At 41.8% G+C, this 15968-nt stretch carries 17 protein-coding genes; 12 read left to right on the top strand and 5 right to left on the bottom strand.

The features are described 5' to 3' along the window. Positions 1-114 precede the first annotated feature (114 nt). From FQ608_RS15235 to FQ608_RS15225, 3 genes are all read right to left on the bottom strand, one after another. Positions 115-1293, bottom strand: a complete 1179-nt coding sequence (locus FQ608_RS15235; RefSeq protein WP_158859087.1) for a DNA polymerase III subunit — start codon at positions 1291-1293, stop codon at positions 115-117. Positions 1294-1318: 25 nt separating this feature from the next. Then, positions 1319-2518, bottom strand: coding sequence for a GlmU family protein (locus FQ608_RS15230; protein ID WP_158859086.1), 1200 nt, complete (start codon positions 2516-2518; stop codon positions 1319-1321). 72 nt (positions 2519-2590) lie between these two features. Continuing rightward, positions 2591-2836 (bottom strand): type B 50S ribosomal protein L31, encoded by a 246-nt coding sequence (locus FQ608_RS15225; RefSeq protein ID WP_158859085.1) that lies wholly within the window; start codon positions 2834-2836, stop codon positions 2591-2593. 301 nt (positions 2837-3137) lie between these two features. Between FQ608_RS15225 and FQ608_RS15220 the strand changes: the two genes are divergently transcribed. The 12 genes from FQ608_RS15220 (at position 3138) to FQ608_RS15165 (ending at position 14288) form a co-directional block, all read left to right on the top strand. Further along, on the top strand, positions 3138-4811 hold the full coding sequence (locus tag FQ608_RS15220; protein ID WP_158859084.1) for a hypothetical protein: 1674 nt from the start codon (positions 3138-3140) through the stop codon (positions 4809-4811). Between the two features lie 148 nt (positions 4812-4959). Further along, entirely contained in the window at positions 4960-5802 is an 843-nt protein-coding gene (locus tag FQ608_RS15215; RefSeq protein ID WP_234364222.1) for a hypothetical protein, read from the top strand. After that, positions 5753-6292, top strand: a complete 540-nt coding sequence (locus FQ608_RS15210) for a hypothetical protein (protein WP_158859082.1) — start codon at positions 5753-5755, stop codon at positions 6290-6292. The genes FQ608_RS15215 and FQ608_RS15210 overlap by 50 nt, the downstream gene beginning before the upstream one ends. 539 nt (positions 6293-6831) lie before the next feature. Continuing rightward, positions 6832-7068 carry a transposase gene (locus FQ608_RS15205; RefSeq protein WP_158859081.1) on the top strand — a complete coding sequence of 79 codons (237 nt, stop codon included), beginning with the start codon at positions 6832-6834 and terminating at the stop codon, positions 7066-7068. Between the two features lie 551 nt (positions 7069-7619). Beyond that, positions 7620-7916, top strand: a complete 297-nt coding sequence (locus FQ608_RS15200; RefSeq protein WP_158859080.1) for a type II toxin-antitoxin system RelE/ParE family toxin — start codon at positions 7620-7622, stop codon at positions 7914-7916. Between the two features lie 554 nt (positions 7917-8470). Then, on the top strand, positions 8471-8722 hold the full coding sequence (locus FQ608_RS15195; RefSeq protein ID WP_158859079.1) for a type II toxin-antitoxin system prevent-host-death family antitoxin: 252 nt from the start codon (positions 8471-8473) through the stop codon (positions 8720-8722). 157 nt (positions 8723-8879) lie between these two features. After that, positions 8880-8996, top strand: a complete 117-nt coding sequence (locus tag FQ608_RS27520) for a type II toxin-antitoxin system YoeB family toxin (protein ID WP_234364221.1) — start codon at positions 8880-8882, stop codon at positions 8994-8996. Positions 8997-9454: 458 nt separating this feature from the next. Then, positions 9455-9631, top strand: coding sequence for a hypothetical protein (locus FQ608_RS15185; protein WP_158859078.1), 177 nt, complete (start codon positions 9455-9457; stop codon positions 9629-9631). A 99-nt stretch (positions 9632-9730) separates the two neighbouring features. Beyond that, a complete protein-coding gene (locus FQ608_RS15180) occupies positions 9731-11563 on the top strand; it encodes an ABC transporter ATP-binding protein (protein WP_158859077.1) in 1833 nt (610 codons plus the stop codon). A 35-nt stretch (positions 11564-11598) separates the two neighbouring features. Further along, on the top strand, positions 11599-11970 hold the full coding sequence (locus FQ608_RS15175) for a hypothetical protein (RefSeq protein WP_158859076.1): 372 nt from the start codon (positions 11599-11601) through the stop codon (positions 11968-11970). Between the two features lie 69 nt (positions 11971-12039). Further along, complete coding sequence (locus tag FQ608_RS15170) at positions 12040-13578, top strand: YifB family Mg chelatase-like AAA ATPase (RefSeq protein WP_158859075.1); 1539 nt, start codon at positions 12040-12042, stop codon at positions 13576-13578. A gap of 239 nt (positions 13579-13817) precedes the next feature. Further along, on the top strand, positions 13818-14288 hold the full coding sequence (locus FQ608_RS15165) for a bactofilin family protein (protein WP_158859074.1): 471 nt from the start codon (positions 13818-13820) through the stop codon (positions 14286-14288). A gap of 10 nt (positions 14289-14298) precedes the next feature. On the opposite strand, the gene FQ608_RS15160 is transcribed toward FQ608_RS15165, so the two are convergent. Further along, on the bottom strand, positions 14299-15399 hold the full coding sequence (locus tag FQ608_RS15160) for a trans-sulfuration enzyme family protein (RefSeq protein ID WP_158859073.1): 1101 nt from the start codon (positions 15397-15399) through the stop codon (positions 14299-14301). A gap of 32 nt (positions 15400-15431) precedes the next feature. Further along, positions 15432-15911, bottom strand: coding sequence for a DUF4293 domain-containing protein (locus FQ608_RS15155; protein ID WP_158859072.1), 480 nt, complete (start codon positions 15909-15911; stop codon positions 15432-15434). Positions 15912-15968 lie beyond the last annotated feature (57 nt).

Here is a 15968-nt window from a genome sequence, read left to right as displayed (position 1 = left end):
TATAATCATCCCACTGTGTGACGATCTCGTCATGCTCGATTTCATGTGTTTATAATTGTTTTTTATTTGTCACCCCGAAGAGTCGGGGCAAGCTATGGAATCTCACAGTGATGCTCATCTCGGTATATGACGATTTTCGACATGCTCGGTTTCATGAACTTCTTTGGATTTTAGAATAGTTGCCACCTGCAGGGACAAATCCATGAACAGGATTTTGGGATTGGCGTTCCTTTCTAAATGATAATGTGCATCACCTAGTTTGCCATATAATCCAAGGATCTTTGTCGCGGTAAGCGTGTTTCGGCTAAATTTCTCGATAAACTGAAGATCTTCCGGAGCAGTACGCATTAGTTTTTTTAACTGACTCGAATCTAAAAGGCATTCTCTAAGCACATTAATACCGGTCAGCAGGAGGTTTTTCTGACCTTCCTTGTCTTGCTCGGTAAAACGATCCAAACGGCTGTTCAGCTCATTGATGTTTAGACTATAACACTCCCGCATCCAATCTTTGAAATGGGCCGTATTTTGATCAACTACTTGATCGGACAGTCTATACGCCTCCCGTAGGTTCCCATCAGCAAGTGGCGTCAACTGATCTGCCACTGACTGACTGCATAAGCCGCTGCCTACTAGGTGTGTCTTTATTTCTTCATCAGTGAAGCCCCGGATAGCAATCTTCTGCGTTCGGGACATAATGGTGGTCAGCAGCTGCTCGGGATGGTGACTTACCAGGAGGAAGAGTGTTTTTTCAGGCGGTTCCTCCAATATCTTCAATATGGCATTTGCGGCTGATGGATGCATCAGCTCAGGGTGCCAAATGAGCATGATCTTATAACCTCCTTCAAATGACTTTAAGGAAAGCGTTTGGATCAATTGTTTTGCAGCCCCTTTAGAAATACTAAGTTGCTTATTGATTCCGATAGAATTTACCCAGTCGTGTAAGTTGCCATAGGGGTGTTTTATAACAAAGGCCCTCCAAAGTTTGAGCATGTCCACCTTCTTTTCGCCATCTTCGTCACCATCTTTATTTGATATGCTGGGGCTGGGAAATGAAAAATTCAAATCAGGATGAATCAGCTTTCCTAATTTTTGGCAGGAGCTGCAGACTCCACAGGAATCTTCCTCATTGGGATTTTCGCAATTGATATATGCTGCCAAGGCAAACGCCATAGGTAAGGCAGCACTACCCTCAGGGCCATGAATAAGCAGGGCATGTGCCAGATGATCTTGGCGAATGGCTTGGATAAGTTTGCTTTTGGTCTCCTCTAATCCGGGGATGGATGAAAATAGCATGCTTTAGCTTGTCTAGTTTTACAGTTTAAAACGATTTGTCCCAAATCCGGTAGGGGCGAGTCAAATCAAAGACATGCTGAATGATGGCGCGGTCTTCTTCTTCAAAAGTTTCTCCTTTAAACTCCATTGCTTTCCGGGCAGTGTCTTCAAATTTTTTAAGTATGAAGGTGTTAAAACCCCCAACACCACCCCAAGCGAACGAAGGTATGAGTTTTCTGGGGAATCCCTCACCAAAAACATTGGCACCTACACCTACTACAGTCCCCGAATTAAGCATTGTACTGATGCCTAATTTGACATGGTCGCCAATAAATGAGCCACAAAACTGCAAGCCGGTCTCACTGTAACCTCCTTTGGCATAATCCCAGACCCGGATTGGGCTGTGGTTGTTTTTGAGATTGGAAACATTGGTATTCGCTCCAAGATTACACCATTCTCCTACTACAGAGTTGCCCAAGTAGCCGTCATGGGATTTGTTGCTATATCCTAAAAATACAGAATTGGAAACCTCTCCCCCCACTTTACATTTGGGACCAATAGTGATATCACCGCGCATCTTTGACCCCATACTTAACATGGCTCCCTCACAGATAGCAAAGGGCCCCCTGATTAGGTTTCCCTCCAGAATTTGAACGTTTTTGCCTATATAAACAGGTCCGGCCTCTGCGTTGATAATGGAGGCTTTTATTTTCGCTCCGGGTTCGATAAATACCGCCGACTCATTATAAATGTGGGTATAAGGGTCACTACAACCTGTCGAAATTCGCCTTTTGGTGACTAATTGAAAATCCCGCCGAATCTCTTCACCATTGTGTTGGAAAATATGCCATTTTTGAGTCAGGAGCCTTATCGGGTCAGGATACTGAAGGGCATGTTTTCGTGGGATTGCTTCTATTTTAAAATTTAATGGAGAGTTAACTTTCGCCGCTAGAAGATAATCATCTTTCCACAAAGATTCTTCAGGTTTTAGCTGTTGAATGGCAGCAACCAATTCCTCGTCTGGACATAGGGCACCGTTTATAAAAATTGCAGGCGCATTGATTAATGGAAATTTCGCTCCTAGGTAATCTTCTGTGAAAAATCCGGCTGGCAACATCATGTGTTTTTCCCATTTTTCTTTGATTTTCAAAATACCAACACGGATATCCCCTACCGGTCTTGTGAAAGTAAAGGGCAGTAAATTGCTCCGTATCTTTGAATCATCAAATAAAATGATCTGGTCCATAGCACAAAAATAAAAAAGTCTGCCGGAAATACAGTTCCGGCAGACCTAATCCCCTACAATTAGAAGAAATAATTAATTTTTCTTGTATCGTTTGTTGAATTTTTCAACTCTACCCGCCGTATCAAGCAACATTTTCTTGCCCGTGTAGAAGGGATGGGATGCGGAACTAACTTCCACCTTTACCAATGGGTAATCTTTTCCATCTTCCCAAGTTATGCTCTCTTTGGTTTCGATGGTAGATTTGGTTATAAACTTAAACTCACTGGAAGTGTCAAGAAAAACCACTTCTCTGTAATTGGGATGAATTTCTTTTTTCATGTGATTATAATTTGATTTTTATTTGCCACATGGAATCTCGCTACAATACTCATCCCACTGTGAGACGATATCGTCATGCTCGATTTCATATGTAAAATCGACAATTGCTTACCTCTTAAAATTGAGGCACAAATTTATTCCTTTTTATACCTCTATCCAAACCTTTCCTCAAGAAAAATCCCCAATTCTGGAAGAAAAGCACTTATGGAGGATATTTGACCTCCAAACAGCTTTAGAATACTGATTATTAAGCAGAAGTTTGGTTATATTTACCGCGGAAATTTACCTTTGTTAGTGATATATGACTAAATTTTTATCCACGTTTTTACTTGTCCTTGCTTTTAGTTTATCGTCACCGGGACAAAGCGCATTTGCTCCTTTTTCAAGGGATTATTACCACCTTATCGAACGTTATGAAATCCGAAGAGGCTCCTTGAGCTCAACTATCTATACTGGCTTCAAGCCGTTTCGAAGGGATCATATCGCCCAATATTTTGCGGAAATGGATCAGGATTCTTCCAGCTTTTCTACAGCAGACGCTTTTAACATGGACTATCTGAAGAAGGATAGTTGGGAATTCACAACGCGTGTTGCTCCAAAATCAGAAAGGAAATTTCTGGGAGGACTTTACACCACGCCTGCTGATTTTTTTCATTATCGGGACAGTATTTTTGATGTTCACCTGAATCCTGTTTTGTATTTTCATGGGGGGATCGAGAATGGTGAATCAGATAGACGTTTTCGAAATACAAGGGGATTGGAAATGCGCGGCAGCATTGATAGGAAAATAGGTTTTTATACGTACTTATCAACAACGGACTTGGTTTTTCCTACTTGGGTGAAGAGTTATGCGCAGGCTAATGGAGCCGTTCCCGGAGAGGGATTTTGGAAAAGGTATGGGAATAATGGGTACAGTTACTTCTCCGCCACGGGGCATGTGACCTTTCAGGCTACGGAACACGTCGGATTTCAGTTGGGGCACGACAGGAATTTTGTTGGTGAAGGGTTCCGGTCCATGATCCTGTCCGATTTCTCCAATCCTTATTTTTTTCTGAAAATCAACACAAAGATATGGAAGCTGAATTTTACGAATCTTTGGGGACAAATGACTGCGGATATAGACTTTGACAGAGGATTTCCTACCGACGGACGGTATCCACAAAAATGGTTTTCGCACCATCGGCTCTCTGCTAATTTGGGTAAACGGGTCAATGTCGGTATTTTCGAGTCCGTCATGGCAAATACCTTTGACATAAATTATCTAAATCCCCTGATATTTTACAGGTGGGTGGAGCATCAGCTAGGAACACCGGACAAAGTTATGCTAGGTACGGATGTGAAATGGAATCTCGTAGACGGGATGCAAATCTACGGACAATTTGCGCTTGATGAATTTGTTTTCAATGAGTTTTTCGGCAAGACCGGCAAAAATTCCAGCCGCAACAAACACGGAATTCAGCTGGGATACAAATACATAGATGTGGTGGGCATTCCTAACCTTGATTTGCAGTTGGAATATTCCCAGGCCAGGCCATTTACCTTTCAGGAGAAATTCGACTATCAGTCATTTACCAATTACCGGACTCCACTCACCCATCCCCTAGGAGCGAATTTCAGGGAAGCGGTTGGAATTCTAAGGTATCAACCCATCCCCCGACTGAACGTGCAGGCATTGTTCTTTTATCAGCACTACGGTAAAGATCCGGATGAAGAGGCGAATTTTGGTGGCGATGTACTTAAGAACCGAACATCAACAAGTACCGGACTTTTTGGAAACGTGATCGGTCAGGGTGTCGCCCATAACGTGGCAATGGGTACCTTACAGGCCACCTATATGGTCCGTCATAACCTGTTTTTTGACCTGGGCTTTACCCAGCGAAATCTTAGTGTGGAAGGAGTAGATACCCGGGAACAGAACCAATACCTACAAGGAGCCATCCGGCTTAATATTTCAAGGTATGACTATCATTATTGAATGGGCGTACCGTTACGGGTTTAATGGCAAGGAGCAAGACCCGGAAGGAATGGGCGGCGGCGGCTCCACCTATGACTATGGGTTTAGGATTTAAAATCCGAGGATTGCGAAGTTTTTAAGTGAGGATCCTTTGACTTCAAGCTATCCTATGCTAACTCCATATCAATTCGCAAGTAACACACCGATCCAAGCTATAGATTTGGATGGTTTGGAAGCTATATTTGGGAGCCAAAAAGATGCTGAGATTGTTGTTAGGGATTTAAATGTTATATACTCTAAAACATACCCAAAAGTTAACATTGATAATTTTTTCTCTGTTGAAAAGAGTGTTAGGAAGGTCAGTGATAAGTCTCAACGGATCAATGAATGGCGAGTTAAAGACCCTACAACCTGGACTAATGTGTTTAAGGATCCTGTTTATGCTACAAAGGAAGTCACAAAGTTCATTATTTCTCCTAATCCGGAATTTAATTGGGATACAGACCAATACACACAGGCTTTTTATGATGTCTTAAGCGGTCCAATCCCTTTCCCAGTTGAAATTGTTCCGGAAAATTCACACATAAGTCGATATGCAGGTAAAATAGGTGTTGATCCCTCTGGGAAAAAGGGCGGGGCGAGAGGTTATTCTATTGAAGATGGCAGTCGGCTTACATGGCTATCAAGTAATTTAAATACTGTAGACCCTGAAGGCCCATTAAAACGCGTTTGGACATTTGGAGGGACTGCTTTGCATGAACTTGTGATTCATCATCATCCAATTGGGGATATTGAAGGCAGCGGTGGATTAGATGAAAAATATAACTTGCCCACTGGCAGGATGGGAGCTCATAATGGAGCAGTACTTAAAAAAACTCAAGGGTGGAATCAAGAAATACTGCGCAGTTTACATAAAAAAAGAATAAACACAGGGGCTTTAGGTGAAATCGAAGGAAAAATAGATGAAAAAGCTAATGATAAAAGGGCAAGCCCAAAATGGCTCGATGATTAATAGTTGGTTGAGAAATCTTATACTCGTTTTTGCTGTTTGTTTAAATTCCTGCCAGCTTAGGAATAGTGGTTGGGGTATTGATGAAAATCTGTTCAACGCAAAAGAAAGAAATTTTAAAGAATTGCAGAACATGGGGTATAGGCTGGGGGAAAATATCGACTTTATTGCTTTTTACAAATATTTTGGGGATACTTTAAACCATGAAGATACATTGGTATACTACCAATTTACAGAGGATATAGAGAAAAATCCAAAGTCAATTGCAATTTATAGGCACGCCAGTTTATATTTAGAACAGAAGGATGTCGACGACATTGAAAATATTTTGTTGGGTAGCAACGTCCATATGTCTACTGATATAGACACTGTGGGGACTGCATATTTTTTTCAAGTATCTAATAGTGATAACGAACAAACTTTTAATTGCAGTTTAAAAAGTACTGAGCAGTCGGAATTGTTCGAATTGGGAATTGGATATTCGTACCCGTAACCCAAAAGCTCCCGGGCGGTTTTCAGTTTGATCTTCCCCTGCTTGTGCAGGCGTACCTGTCCGGCCGCCTCCCTGGGGCCGTCCCAAAGCCCGGCGGCGGCGGCCGACACGGGTTTTGCCTTTTTCACGAAGGAAAGGCTTTTTAGGACTCCCTGGAAGCCCCTATTTTCCCGGCCAGTTCGGTCCCCCGACTGGGTGTAGTATTCACTACACCCTACTATTTCTAATCTTCTTGGAGGACGTAATCCGTTTCATGCCATTTGCAATGGCTTAAGAAAGAGCTTATTAGTAAACAGATACCGGACATTTTGAAAACTTTCTGACTGAGATTTAAAGACGGTTCCAAAAAAACCATTCCTTCCATTTATAGACTTCTATATTCATTTGTAATTTCTGTGCAGATAAACTATTTTTAGCTATGGGAGAGGCTTACCAAATAAGAAATCAGGAAATCGAGCATGACGAAATCCTTATACAAAAGGATGATTATCGTGGTGAGATTCCATGAGGCCATTAAAAATCAATTATAAACCCATGAAATGCCCTACTTTTTAACATTCCAAGTGGTTGGATGGGCAGATGTGTTTTCAAGTAAGCTGTATAGGGACTGTATCTCGGAAGATCTGGCTTATTGTAGAAAGGAGAAGGGACTTTTCCTCTTTGGTTATGTTATCATGACCAATCACCTTCACTTGGTTGTTCAACAAAAAGATGGAAAATTGTCAGGTTGGGTACGTGATTTTAAGAAGTTTACAGCAAGAAATTGCTCAAAATGATACTGGAAAATCCGCAGGAAAGCAGAAAGGAATGGTTAAAGATGATTTTTGCTTATCATGCTAAATTAAACAAAAGAGCCGGTGACATGCAATTTTGGACACATGAAATCGAGCGTGACGCAAGCGAAGCACGGAAGGATTATTATTATTGCGAGATTCAATCTGGCCTTTAAAAATCAATTATTATCAGATTAAAACCATGCGATTGAACTTTATCGAACTGAAATGATTGAAAGTAGAATGAAATATATTCATGAGAATCCGGTAAGGGCAGGAATAGTGGAAAAACCTTAAGACTATATGTGTTCGAGCGCAAGGAATTATGCTGGGTTAGTAGGTTTGATAGAGGTCGATTATTGGTAATTCCGTCCATTTCCAATTGCAAATTGGAACTAATAGAAGGGTGTAGTTGCAAACTACACCCAGCTGCCGAAGTTTAATACTACACCGAGTGGGGCCATCGACGAGGGTCTTGATCAGCTGGACAAAGGCCAATACGTGTCCCATGAATCTGTCCGTGAAGAAATCAAGAACCGTTTCAACTTTTAGTCTTGGCGTTGGCGGTTCGATATTCCCTTCGCGCCAGGCATGAAGAAATAGAATTGTTGGAATATGTTGTCCGTGAGTTTGGGCAGCAAAAGGCCAAGGAAATCTATAACAGAATCGAAAAAACGTTGGAACTGATATCGGAAGCGCCTGAGATGTACCGTGAATCCAACAGGCGCAAAGGTTTGAGAAAATGTGCTTTCAGTAAACAAACGAGCGTTTATTACCGAATCAAGGAAGACCACATTGAGATTGTGAGCTTTAGGCCCAACCGCAAAGACCCTAAGAAATTCAACATTTAGGAATGGTGCAAAAGTAACTCTGGAAATCGCTCTCAGATTGGCTGTCCAAATGTGCTTTCAGAGGAACAAATAGTCTTCGTAGAAAATGGCCTACTGGAGGTAGAAGAAGGTGAGACCGTTCCACATGAGGAAGTTCGGAAAAGGTATCAGAAATGGCTTTAGGAATAGAAAGGTCAAAGCGGGCGCAAAAGTTTCTTAAAGACCTTTATTATTTTTTAGAAAAAAATTGGACGGAACAGATAATAAGGAATTTTACCGAAAAATTGGAAAGTAAACGTCACTTAATTAGCCCCTGGCGATTAGATAATGTGGGATCACCAATCTCTTAAATGAATGGAGATGACCTGCGGATAGTCCAGAACTTGTCGTTCACACCCTCCCACCTAGGCAACCGAGAAATAAATTCAGGCAAATCTGGAAGAGCTGATAAAGCAAATACAGCGATACCTTCCATTGGGTTAAAAAATCAGTTAACTGATGAACCTGGAAATGAATGTTACCGTTAATATTAATATTTTGCACCAAATTGGTACACGTAAATTAAATGTATCACTATGTTAGTTATAAGCAGTAGAGAATTTAGACAAAATCAAAAAGAATACTTTGAACGGGCAGATAAGGGAGAGCAAATCATTGTGCAACGGGGTAAGGATAAAGCTTATGCGCTGACTCCTATTTCTGAAAATGATCTGTATTTTAATGCGGAAATGGTCGAAAAGATAAAGAAGAGCATACAGGAGGTTCAAAACGGGGAAGTCAAAAAAGTATCCAGTCCTAAGGAAATAAGCGATTTATTAGGCTTATGAGTTATGTGTTGGAGTTTAGCAAAATAGCTTTAACGGACATCGATAAACATAAAAAACCAGGAGATAAAGCTACGTTGAAGAAAATAGAAAAACTATTGAATGAATTAATGGAAATCCTACAGAAGGTACCGGACAGCCTGAAATCCTGAAATACGATATGGCAGGGTTATACTCCCGAAGAATTAATAAAAAGCATCGTTTAGTTTACTCAATCGAAGAAACAACAGTAACAGTGCATGTACTTAGTGCATGGTCACATTATGGAGATAAATAAGGCTGTTAGTGGCCGGCATCCAACTTTTTAGGTCAGGAATCAAAAAGGAAGGTTCCATTTTTTTTGGCGAACAGAATTCAGTATAGACTGGGGAAACTAAAGTAATCAGAAAAACCGTTAACTTTATGGTAAAGATAAGAATGATAAGTTTGGATATCCAAACAATCAATGTGGCGCTTAGTCCCTGGCTAACTGTATCATGGGAACAGATAAATTAAGGATTTAAAGTCTAGGAATTTAGATATCGGAAGTGAAAAACTCGAGCTTATTGCCTGTTTAAAGACTATTGAAGATGTTGACCTTTTATATCGGATCAAGCAACTACTAGATAAGGATAAAAAGAATAATTTATTTGCAACCAAAGAAGAAGATTTGATCGAAAGATCAAAAGCTTCACTAAAATCAATAGAAGAAGGCAGAGCTAAGGATATTAGGGATTTCCAAAATGAGGTAAATTCGTGGAAGAAGAGTCAGTCTATCAAGTAGAAATCACTCCGGAAGCCGAGAAGTATTATTTGGATGTTTTAGAATACTTTTACAAATATCATTCAGCAGACAGCGCAGACAAAAAATCAGAAGCGTTATGGAGGACGCAATTTGCGACCTCCAAAGGAGACCTTCAGTGGCTCCGCTAGGTGCCTTATGTGTTATAGAGCAAGGGCTAAATAGGTCATTCCTGTCGGTATTGCGTTGAAATTTGATATCTTGCCGGAATTTTCCAGTGTTATAAGCCTATGAATACATATTACCGCATCCTTTCCTATGCGAGGCCTTTCAGAAGCCATTTTCCCCTGTATGTTGTATATACGCTTCTTGCTATTATTTTTGGGCTACTTAATTTTACCTTGTTAAAGCCGCTATTTGATGTAATTTTTGATCAGATAGGCCAAGAAGATCTAAGCCAGTACAAGGTAAAACCCGATTTTTCCTTTACCATCGACTACTTTACACACCTTTTCAATCACTTCTTTCTTCAAATTTCTGAGGAATACGGAAAGTTTGGTACTTTACTATATGTTTGTGCCATTATCGTTGTCTCTGTATTTTTATCCAACCTGTTTGCCTACCTGTCAGGAGTTATTTTGGCTAAAGTTAGAGCGAAGGTAATTAAGGGTATGCGGATGAACATTTTTGAAAGGGTTACGGAAATGCATCTTGGCTTTTTCAGCAATGAACGGAAAGGGGATTTAATATCCAAAATGACCAATGATATCCAAGAGGTTGAAAACAGTATTGTGCAATCCCTTCGGGTTGTTTTTAAGGAACCCGCCACAATTATACTGTTTTTTGCGGTGTTATTTTTTATGTCTGTTAAACTTACTCTTTTCACCCTTATATTGATACCTGTTTCTGGAGCCGTAATAGGAGGCATCACAAGAAGATTGCGAAAATCCGCCATGGAAAGCCAAACCTCACTTGGCAGAATCGTAAATATTCTTGACGAAACTATTGGTGGCATGAGAGTGATAAAAGCTTTTGGCGCACAAGAGTATATCAAGAATAAATTTGATGGTGAAACTGATAATTATGCCGCTTTAAATGTGTCGATGGCTCGTAAAAATGAGTTGGCATCCCCTGTTTCCCAGTTTTTGGGCGTTTTTGTGGTAGCGGGCATTTTACTTTATGGAGGTAATTTAGTCCTAAATAACAATTCCCAATTAGGAGCAAGTGAATTCATAGCCTATATCATTATTTTCACCCAAGTGTTGAACCCCGCAAAGGAAATTTCCCGAGCCCTAAGCAGCATCCAACGGGGATTGGCAAGTGCGCAGCGGATTTTTGAGGTGATAGATGCCACTCCGGCTATCCAGGATAAAGCCGGAGCTAGTGGTCTTGAAGCTTTCACGGAATCCATTGTATTTGACCAAGTCAGCTTTGCTTATGGAGAGGAACTAATATTGAAGGAGGTAAGTTTTGAATTAGCAAAGGGAAAGACCATTGCGTTGGTCGGTCCTTCTGGTGGTGGAAAGTCCACGATTGTGGACTTAGTTCCCCGATTCTATGATCCTATTGTAGGGAAGGTATTGTTGGATGGTCGGGATATAAGGGAGTATCGGATGAAGGATTTACGAAAATTGATGGGAATTGTGACCCAAGAATCGATCCTATTTAATGATACGGTATTGGCAAATATAGCCTTTGGAATGCCACAGGTCTCCGAGGCCGAAGTAATAAATGCTGCCAAGATCGCCAATGCCCATGAATTTATTGTAGGTTTGCCTGAGGGATATGGCACTAATATTGGGGAAAGAGGTTCTAAGCTGTCAGGGGGTCAGCGGCAGCGCTTGAGTATCGCACGTGCTGTCTTGAAGAATCCACCCATATTAATCCTCGATGAAGCGACCTCGGCCTTGGATTCCGCATCTGAGAAATTGGTTCAAGATGCCCTTAGCAGATTGATGGCCAACCGAACCACGCTGGTAATTGCCCACCGGCTATCTACCATACAGCATGCGGATGAAATCCTGGTGATCCATGAGGGATGTATCACCGAACGTGGAACCCATGAAGAGTTGCTTGGCAGGGAAGGATTATATAAAAAACTTTCTTCCATGCAGGCTGTTTAGTAAATTAGTGTTGAACTACCCAATTTTCTACCTTTATGAATAAGACAAACAGTATATTTCAGTTGTTGGTGGCACTCTTTTTTGGTGTTGCCCTCGTTTATTTCCTCACCTATGAAAGGATGTGGGATCAACCCTTGACTACCGACCACGTTGTCATCTGGCTTACAGTGGGTTTGGTTCTTTTTGTGCTTAGTTGGGGAGTAAGCAATCTCTATGTGAATAAGCTGCACAAATCCGCCCAAAAAGTGGAGATGGAAAAGAAAGAATTAAAGGCAATGATATTTGACCTGGAGCGTGAGTTGAAAGTTGGAAAACCGGAAGTAAGAAGGGCAGAACGGAATGTGGAAGGTATTACCCCGGAGGAAAAAGACACATCATCGATCAAACCGCGAGAAAACTTTAAATAAGCTTTTCTTCTTACCCTCAATTGAGTATATTTTCAAAACATTTTAGTTCACACATTTAACTGAGGGCGGATGGTTGCGAAAACTTTTGGTAGTGCGGTGTCCGGCGTGGACGCCAAGCTAATTACCATCGAAGTAAATGTAGGTCAGGGTACAAGTTTTTACATGGTAGGCCTTCCTGATAGTGCCGTAAAGGAAAGTCAGCAGCGGGTAGAATCAGCCCTAAAATTTTATGGGTACCGTATGCCCCGGCAGAAGGTAGTCATCAATCTGGCACCGGCGGATATCCGGAAAGAAGGGTCTGCCTACGACCTGCCGATTGCCATGGGTATTATACAAGCTTCGGAACAAGTAATATTCCCTTCTTTGGAGGACTATATCATCATGGGTGAGTTGGCACTTGACGGAAAACTTCGTCCGATAAAAGGAGTCTTGCCCATTGCCATAGAGGCCAGGAAACGTGGATTTAGAGGATTTATGCTTCCCAAAGAAAATGCAAAGGAAGCATCTATAGTCAATAATTTGGATATCATTGGCGTGGAATCAGTCCAAGAGGCGATTCATTTTTTGGAAGGTAAAATTGACATTGAACCCCTTGTTACAGATACTCGGGACATATTCTACCATTCTTTGGAGGATTACTCCTTCGATTTCGCTGATGTTCAGGGTCAGGAAAACATCAAACGGGCAATGGAAATAGCCGCAGCGGGTGGCCATAATGTGATCATGATAGGCCCTCCTGGTGCAGGTAAGACTATGTTGGCTAAACGGCTTCCCTCGATATTGCCACCGCTTAGCCTGCACGAAGCCCTGGAAACAACAAAAATTCATTCTGTTGCGGGTAAATTGGGGACTGAGGCCTCACTGGTGGCCCAGCGTCCTTTTCGATCTCCACACCATACCATCAGTGATGTTGCCTTAGTGGGAGGGGGCGGCAACCCCCAGCCAGGGGAAATATCCCTATCTCATAACGGGGTATTGTTCTTAGACGAGCTTCCAGAATTCAAGCGTACGGTTTTGGAGGTGTTGAGACAACCCTTGGAAGAAAGAAAAGTAACGATTTCAAGAGCAAAAGTATCCGTTGATTTCCCAGCTAATTTCATGTTGATAGCCAGTATGAATCCCTGTCCATGTGGCTATTACAACCATCCGGAGAAGGAATGTGTCTGTGGGCCGGGGATCGTTCAAAAATATCTCAACAAAGTCAGTGGTCCTCTTTTGGACCGGATTGATCTCCATGTGGAAGTAACCCCAGTGAAATTTGAAGAAATGACTTCCACCAGAAAGTCGGAATCCAGCAAAGCAATCCGTGACCGTGTTACGGCGGCCAGAGAAAGGCAGGTTTTACGTTTCAATGCATTTCCTGACATTTTTTGCAATGCGATGATGCCTTCTCATATGGTCAAGGAAATTTGTACCATTAACGAAGCCGGAAAGGCCTTGCTTAAAACAGCCATGGAGCGGTTGGGTCTATCTGCCAGGGCGTATGACCGTATACTGAAGGTTTCGAAAACTATTGCGGACCTTGCCGCCTCAGGGGATATCAAAGTAGAGCATCTGGCAGAAGCGATTCAATACAGAAGCCTGGACCGGGAGGGGTGGGCGGGGTAGATGGATAACCCTGACTGTGAGGCATGCTTTTCCAAACATTTCATTTTTCTGAGAATTAAAGTATTATTTTTGCGAAAGCTCTGAATATTTTATTACTTGGCACATGAAATCCTAGTGACAATCATGTGCTTATCTGCCGATGGGAATTATCCCCATTAACCGATCTCGCTCGAAGGTTACCCCAAGTGAACCTAACAGAAATGGTTCAGGAGTTAAGTTAGAAATACTTTCAAAAAATTATGTGGTCTACAGATAAAAAAATTCTCGAAGAAATGGAAATGGCAAGCGCAACCTCTGTCTTTGCTGCGGGATTGAATGTGAATGGAGACATAGAGGCAGTTAGTGATATTCGCATAGAAGGCGATATAAAAGGAAACGTGACTACTAAGAGAAAGCTGGTTGTAGGTAAATCCGGTAATGTCAAAGGCAATATCCTGGCAGGAGAAGTATGTGTTATGGGTGAGGTTATCGGCGATTTTACTATTTTAGGATTGGCTAAGTTCACTGCCAATGCCAAAGTCAGGGGGAATATTGTATCCCAAAGTATCGAAATTGAAGAAGGTGCAGATATGGAGGTAACTCTGAAAAGAATAAAACCTGAGCAGAAAATCGAACCGACCATTTCAGGATTAAAAATGCTAAAGTTTGAAAAAGCACAGATCAACGACCCGATGTTGAGCGATACCGCAAAAGACGTAAAAGGGTTTTAAGTCTAATTGACTAAGTGAGTGCGGAATTCAAATCTGCAATAAGATCTTCTACATTCTCAAGGCCCACGGACATTCGGATAAGATTTTCGGCACTTTTAGAATCGGGACCTTCCACCCGTGCCCGCCTTTCTATCAAACTTTCCACTCCTCCCAGACTTGTAGCGTTACTGAAAAGTTTCAAACTGGAAACAAACCTGTCAGCCCTATTGGCATCTCCTCGGATCAAAAAAGAGAGCATGCCGCCAAAACCGGTCATTTGGGAACGGGCTACTTGATGCCCCGGATCTGAAGCCAAACCGGGATAATAGACTTTTTCTATTTCATCATGGCTTTCCAAGAAGGTTGCTATTGCCATTGCATTTTCGCAGTGACCTTTTATGCGGTAAGGTAAAGTTTTAATACTACGGCAAAGTAAATAACAGTCAAACGCTGAAGGTACTGCACCGCCGATGGCTTGTATAGTTTTTATTTTTTCCCAAAAGGCATCTTTTTTCCTCGTCACCAATATCCCTCCCAGGACATCACTGTGACCTCCAATATACTTGGTAGCACTGTGCATAACCAGATCCGCACCAAATTCCATAGGATTTTGTAGGATTGGCGTAGCGAAGGTATTGTCACAAACGAGACGAATATTGCGTTCCTTAGCCAAAACGCCAATCTTTCTCAAATCACTGATTTGAATTAGGGGATTGGAAGGGGATTCAAGCCAAATGAGCTCCGTATCTGGCTTAATAGCCGAGCGTAATTTGTCGAGATCAGTCATGTCCACGAAACTGATGTCCAGCTTGTCGTTTACAATCTCCCTGAGTTGTTTTTGAAGACCGTGGTACATGTCCAAAGGAACAATGATGTGAGCTCCAAGAGGTAATGCTTGGAATATTGCCATTCCAGCAGCATTTCCTGAGGCAAATGCTGCGGCGTCTGACCCTTTCTCCAGAGCAGCCATTACTGATTCCAATGTCCGCCTGTTTGGGTTTTCCATGCGGGAATAGATGAGTGACTCATCTCCATGCAAAAAAGTAGTGGAAAGTGTAATAGGCTGAATCACCGGATGGTTCAGGTCGTTTACCTGATTGGACAGGTGAATGGCAATCGTTTCTGGCTTCATAATAGTTGGGATCAAAGGATTTGCCCGTGTAGTTATCGAATTCTATCGACCGATCTTACCAATAGTTCATCTTTTCGGATAAACCGATTGGCCAGCATATTCATGACCAACGCAAAGACGATGGTATAAAACCCAATGACATAAGCACCTGTTACCGAAGGGTTGAACATCTCATTGGCCCGGTAGCTGACAAAGACCACCGCTCCTAGCGTAATTCCCATTAGAAGGGAATTAATCATATTAACTAGCATCTGCTTACCTCGGTCCTTATATTGCAAAAGGCTATAAAGTGCCAAGAGTCCTGCAACAATGGCAAGTATGCCTATGTAATAGTTGTTACTTTGCTCAACAATTTCTTGGCTACTTATCTGGGTTTTGATAAGTGACCATGCCGTTAGTTTGAGTTGGTACGTCTGCCCCGGATCTACCTGCACCCAAATGGTAAAAAAAGAGAGGCAAATCATGGCAATGGAAACTAATAATAGGAAAACGGACTGAATACGCTGTATCATTTTTTTATCTTTAGACAAAGTAAATGCCTTATTTGATTTTTCGCAAGGATTAACGTA

This window comes from Lunatibacter salilacus, from assembly GCF_009797935.1.
Classification (GTDB): domain Bacteria; phylum Bacteroidota; class Bacteroidia; order Cytophagales; family Cyclobacteriaceae; genus Lunatibacter; species Lunatibacter salilacus.
Note: the sequence above shows the minus strand (reverse complement) of the source record. Positions and strands in the feature narration are given on the sequence as shown.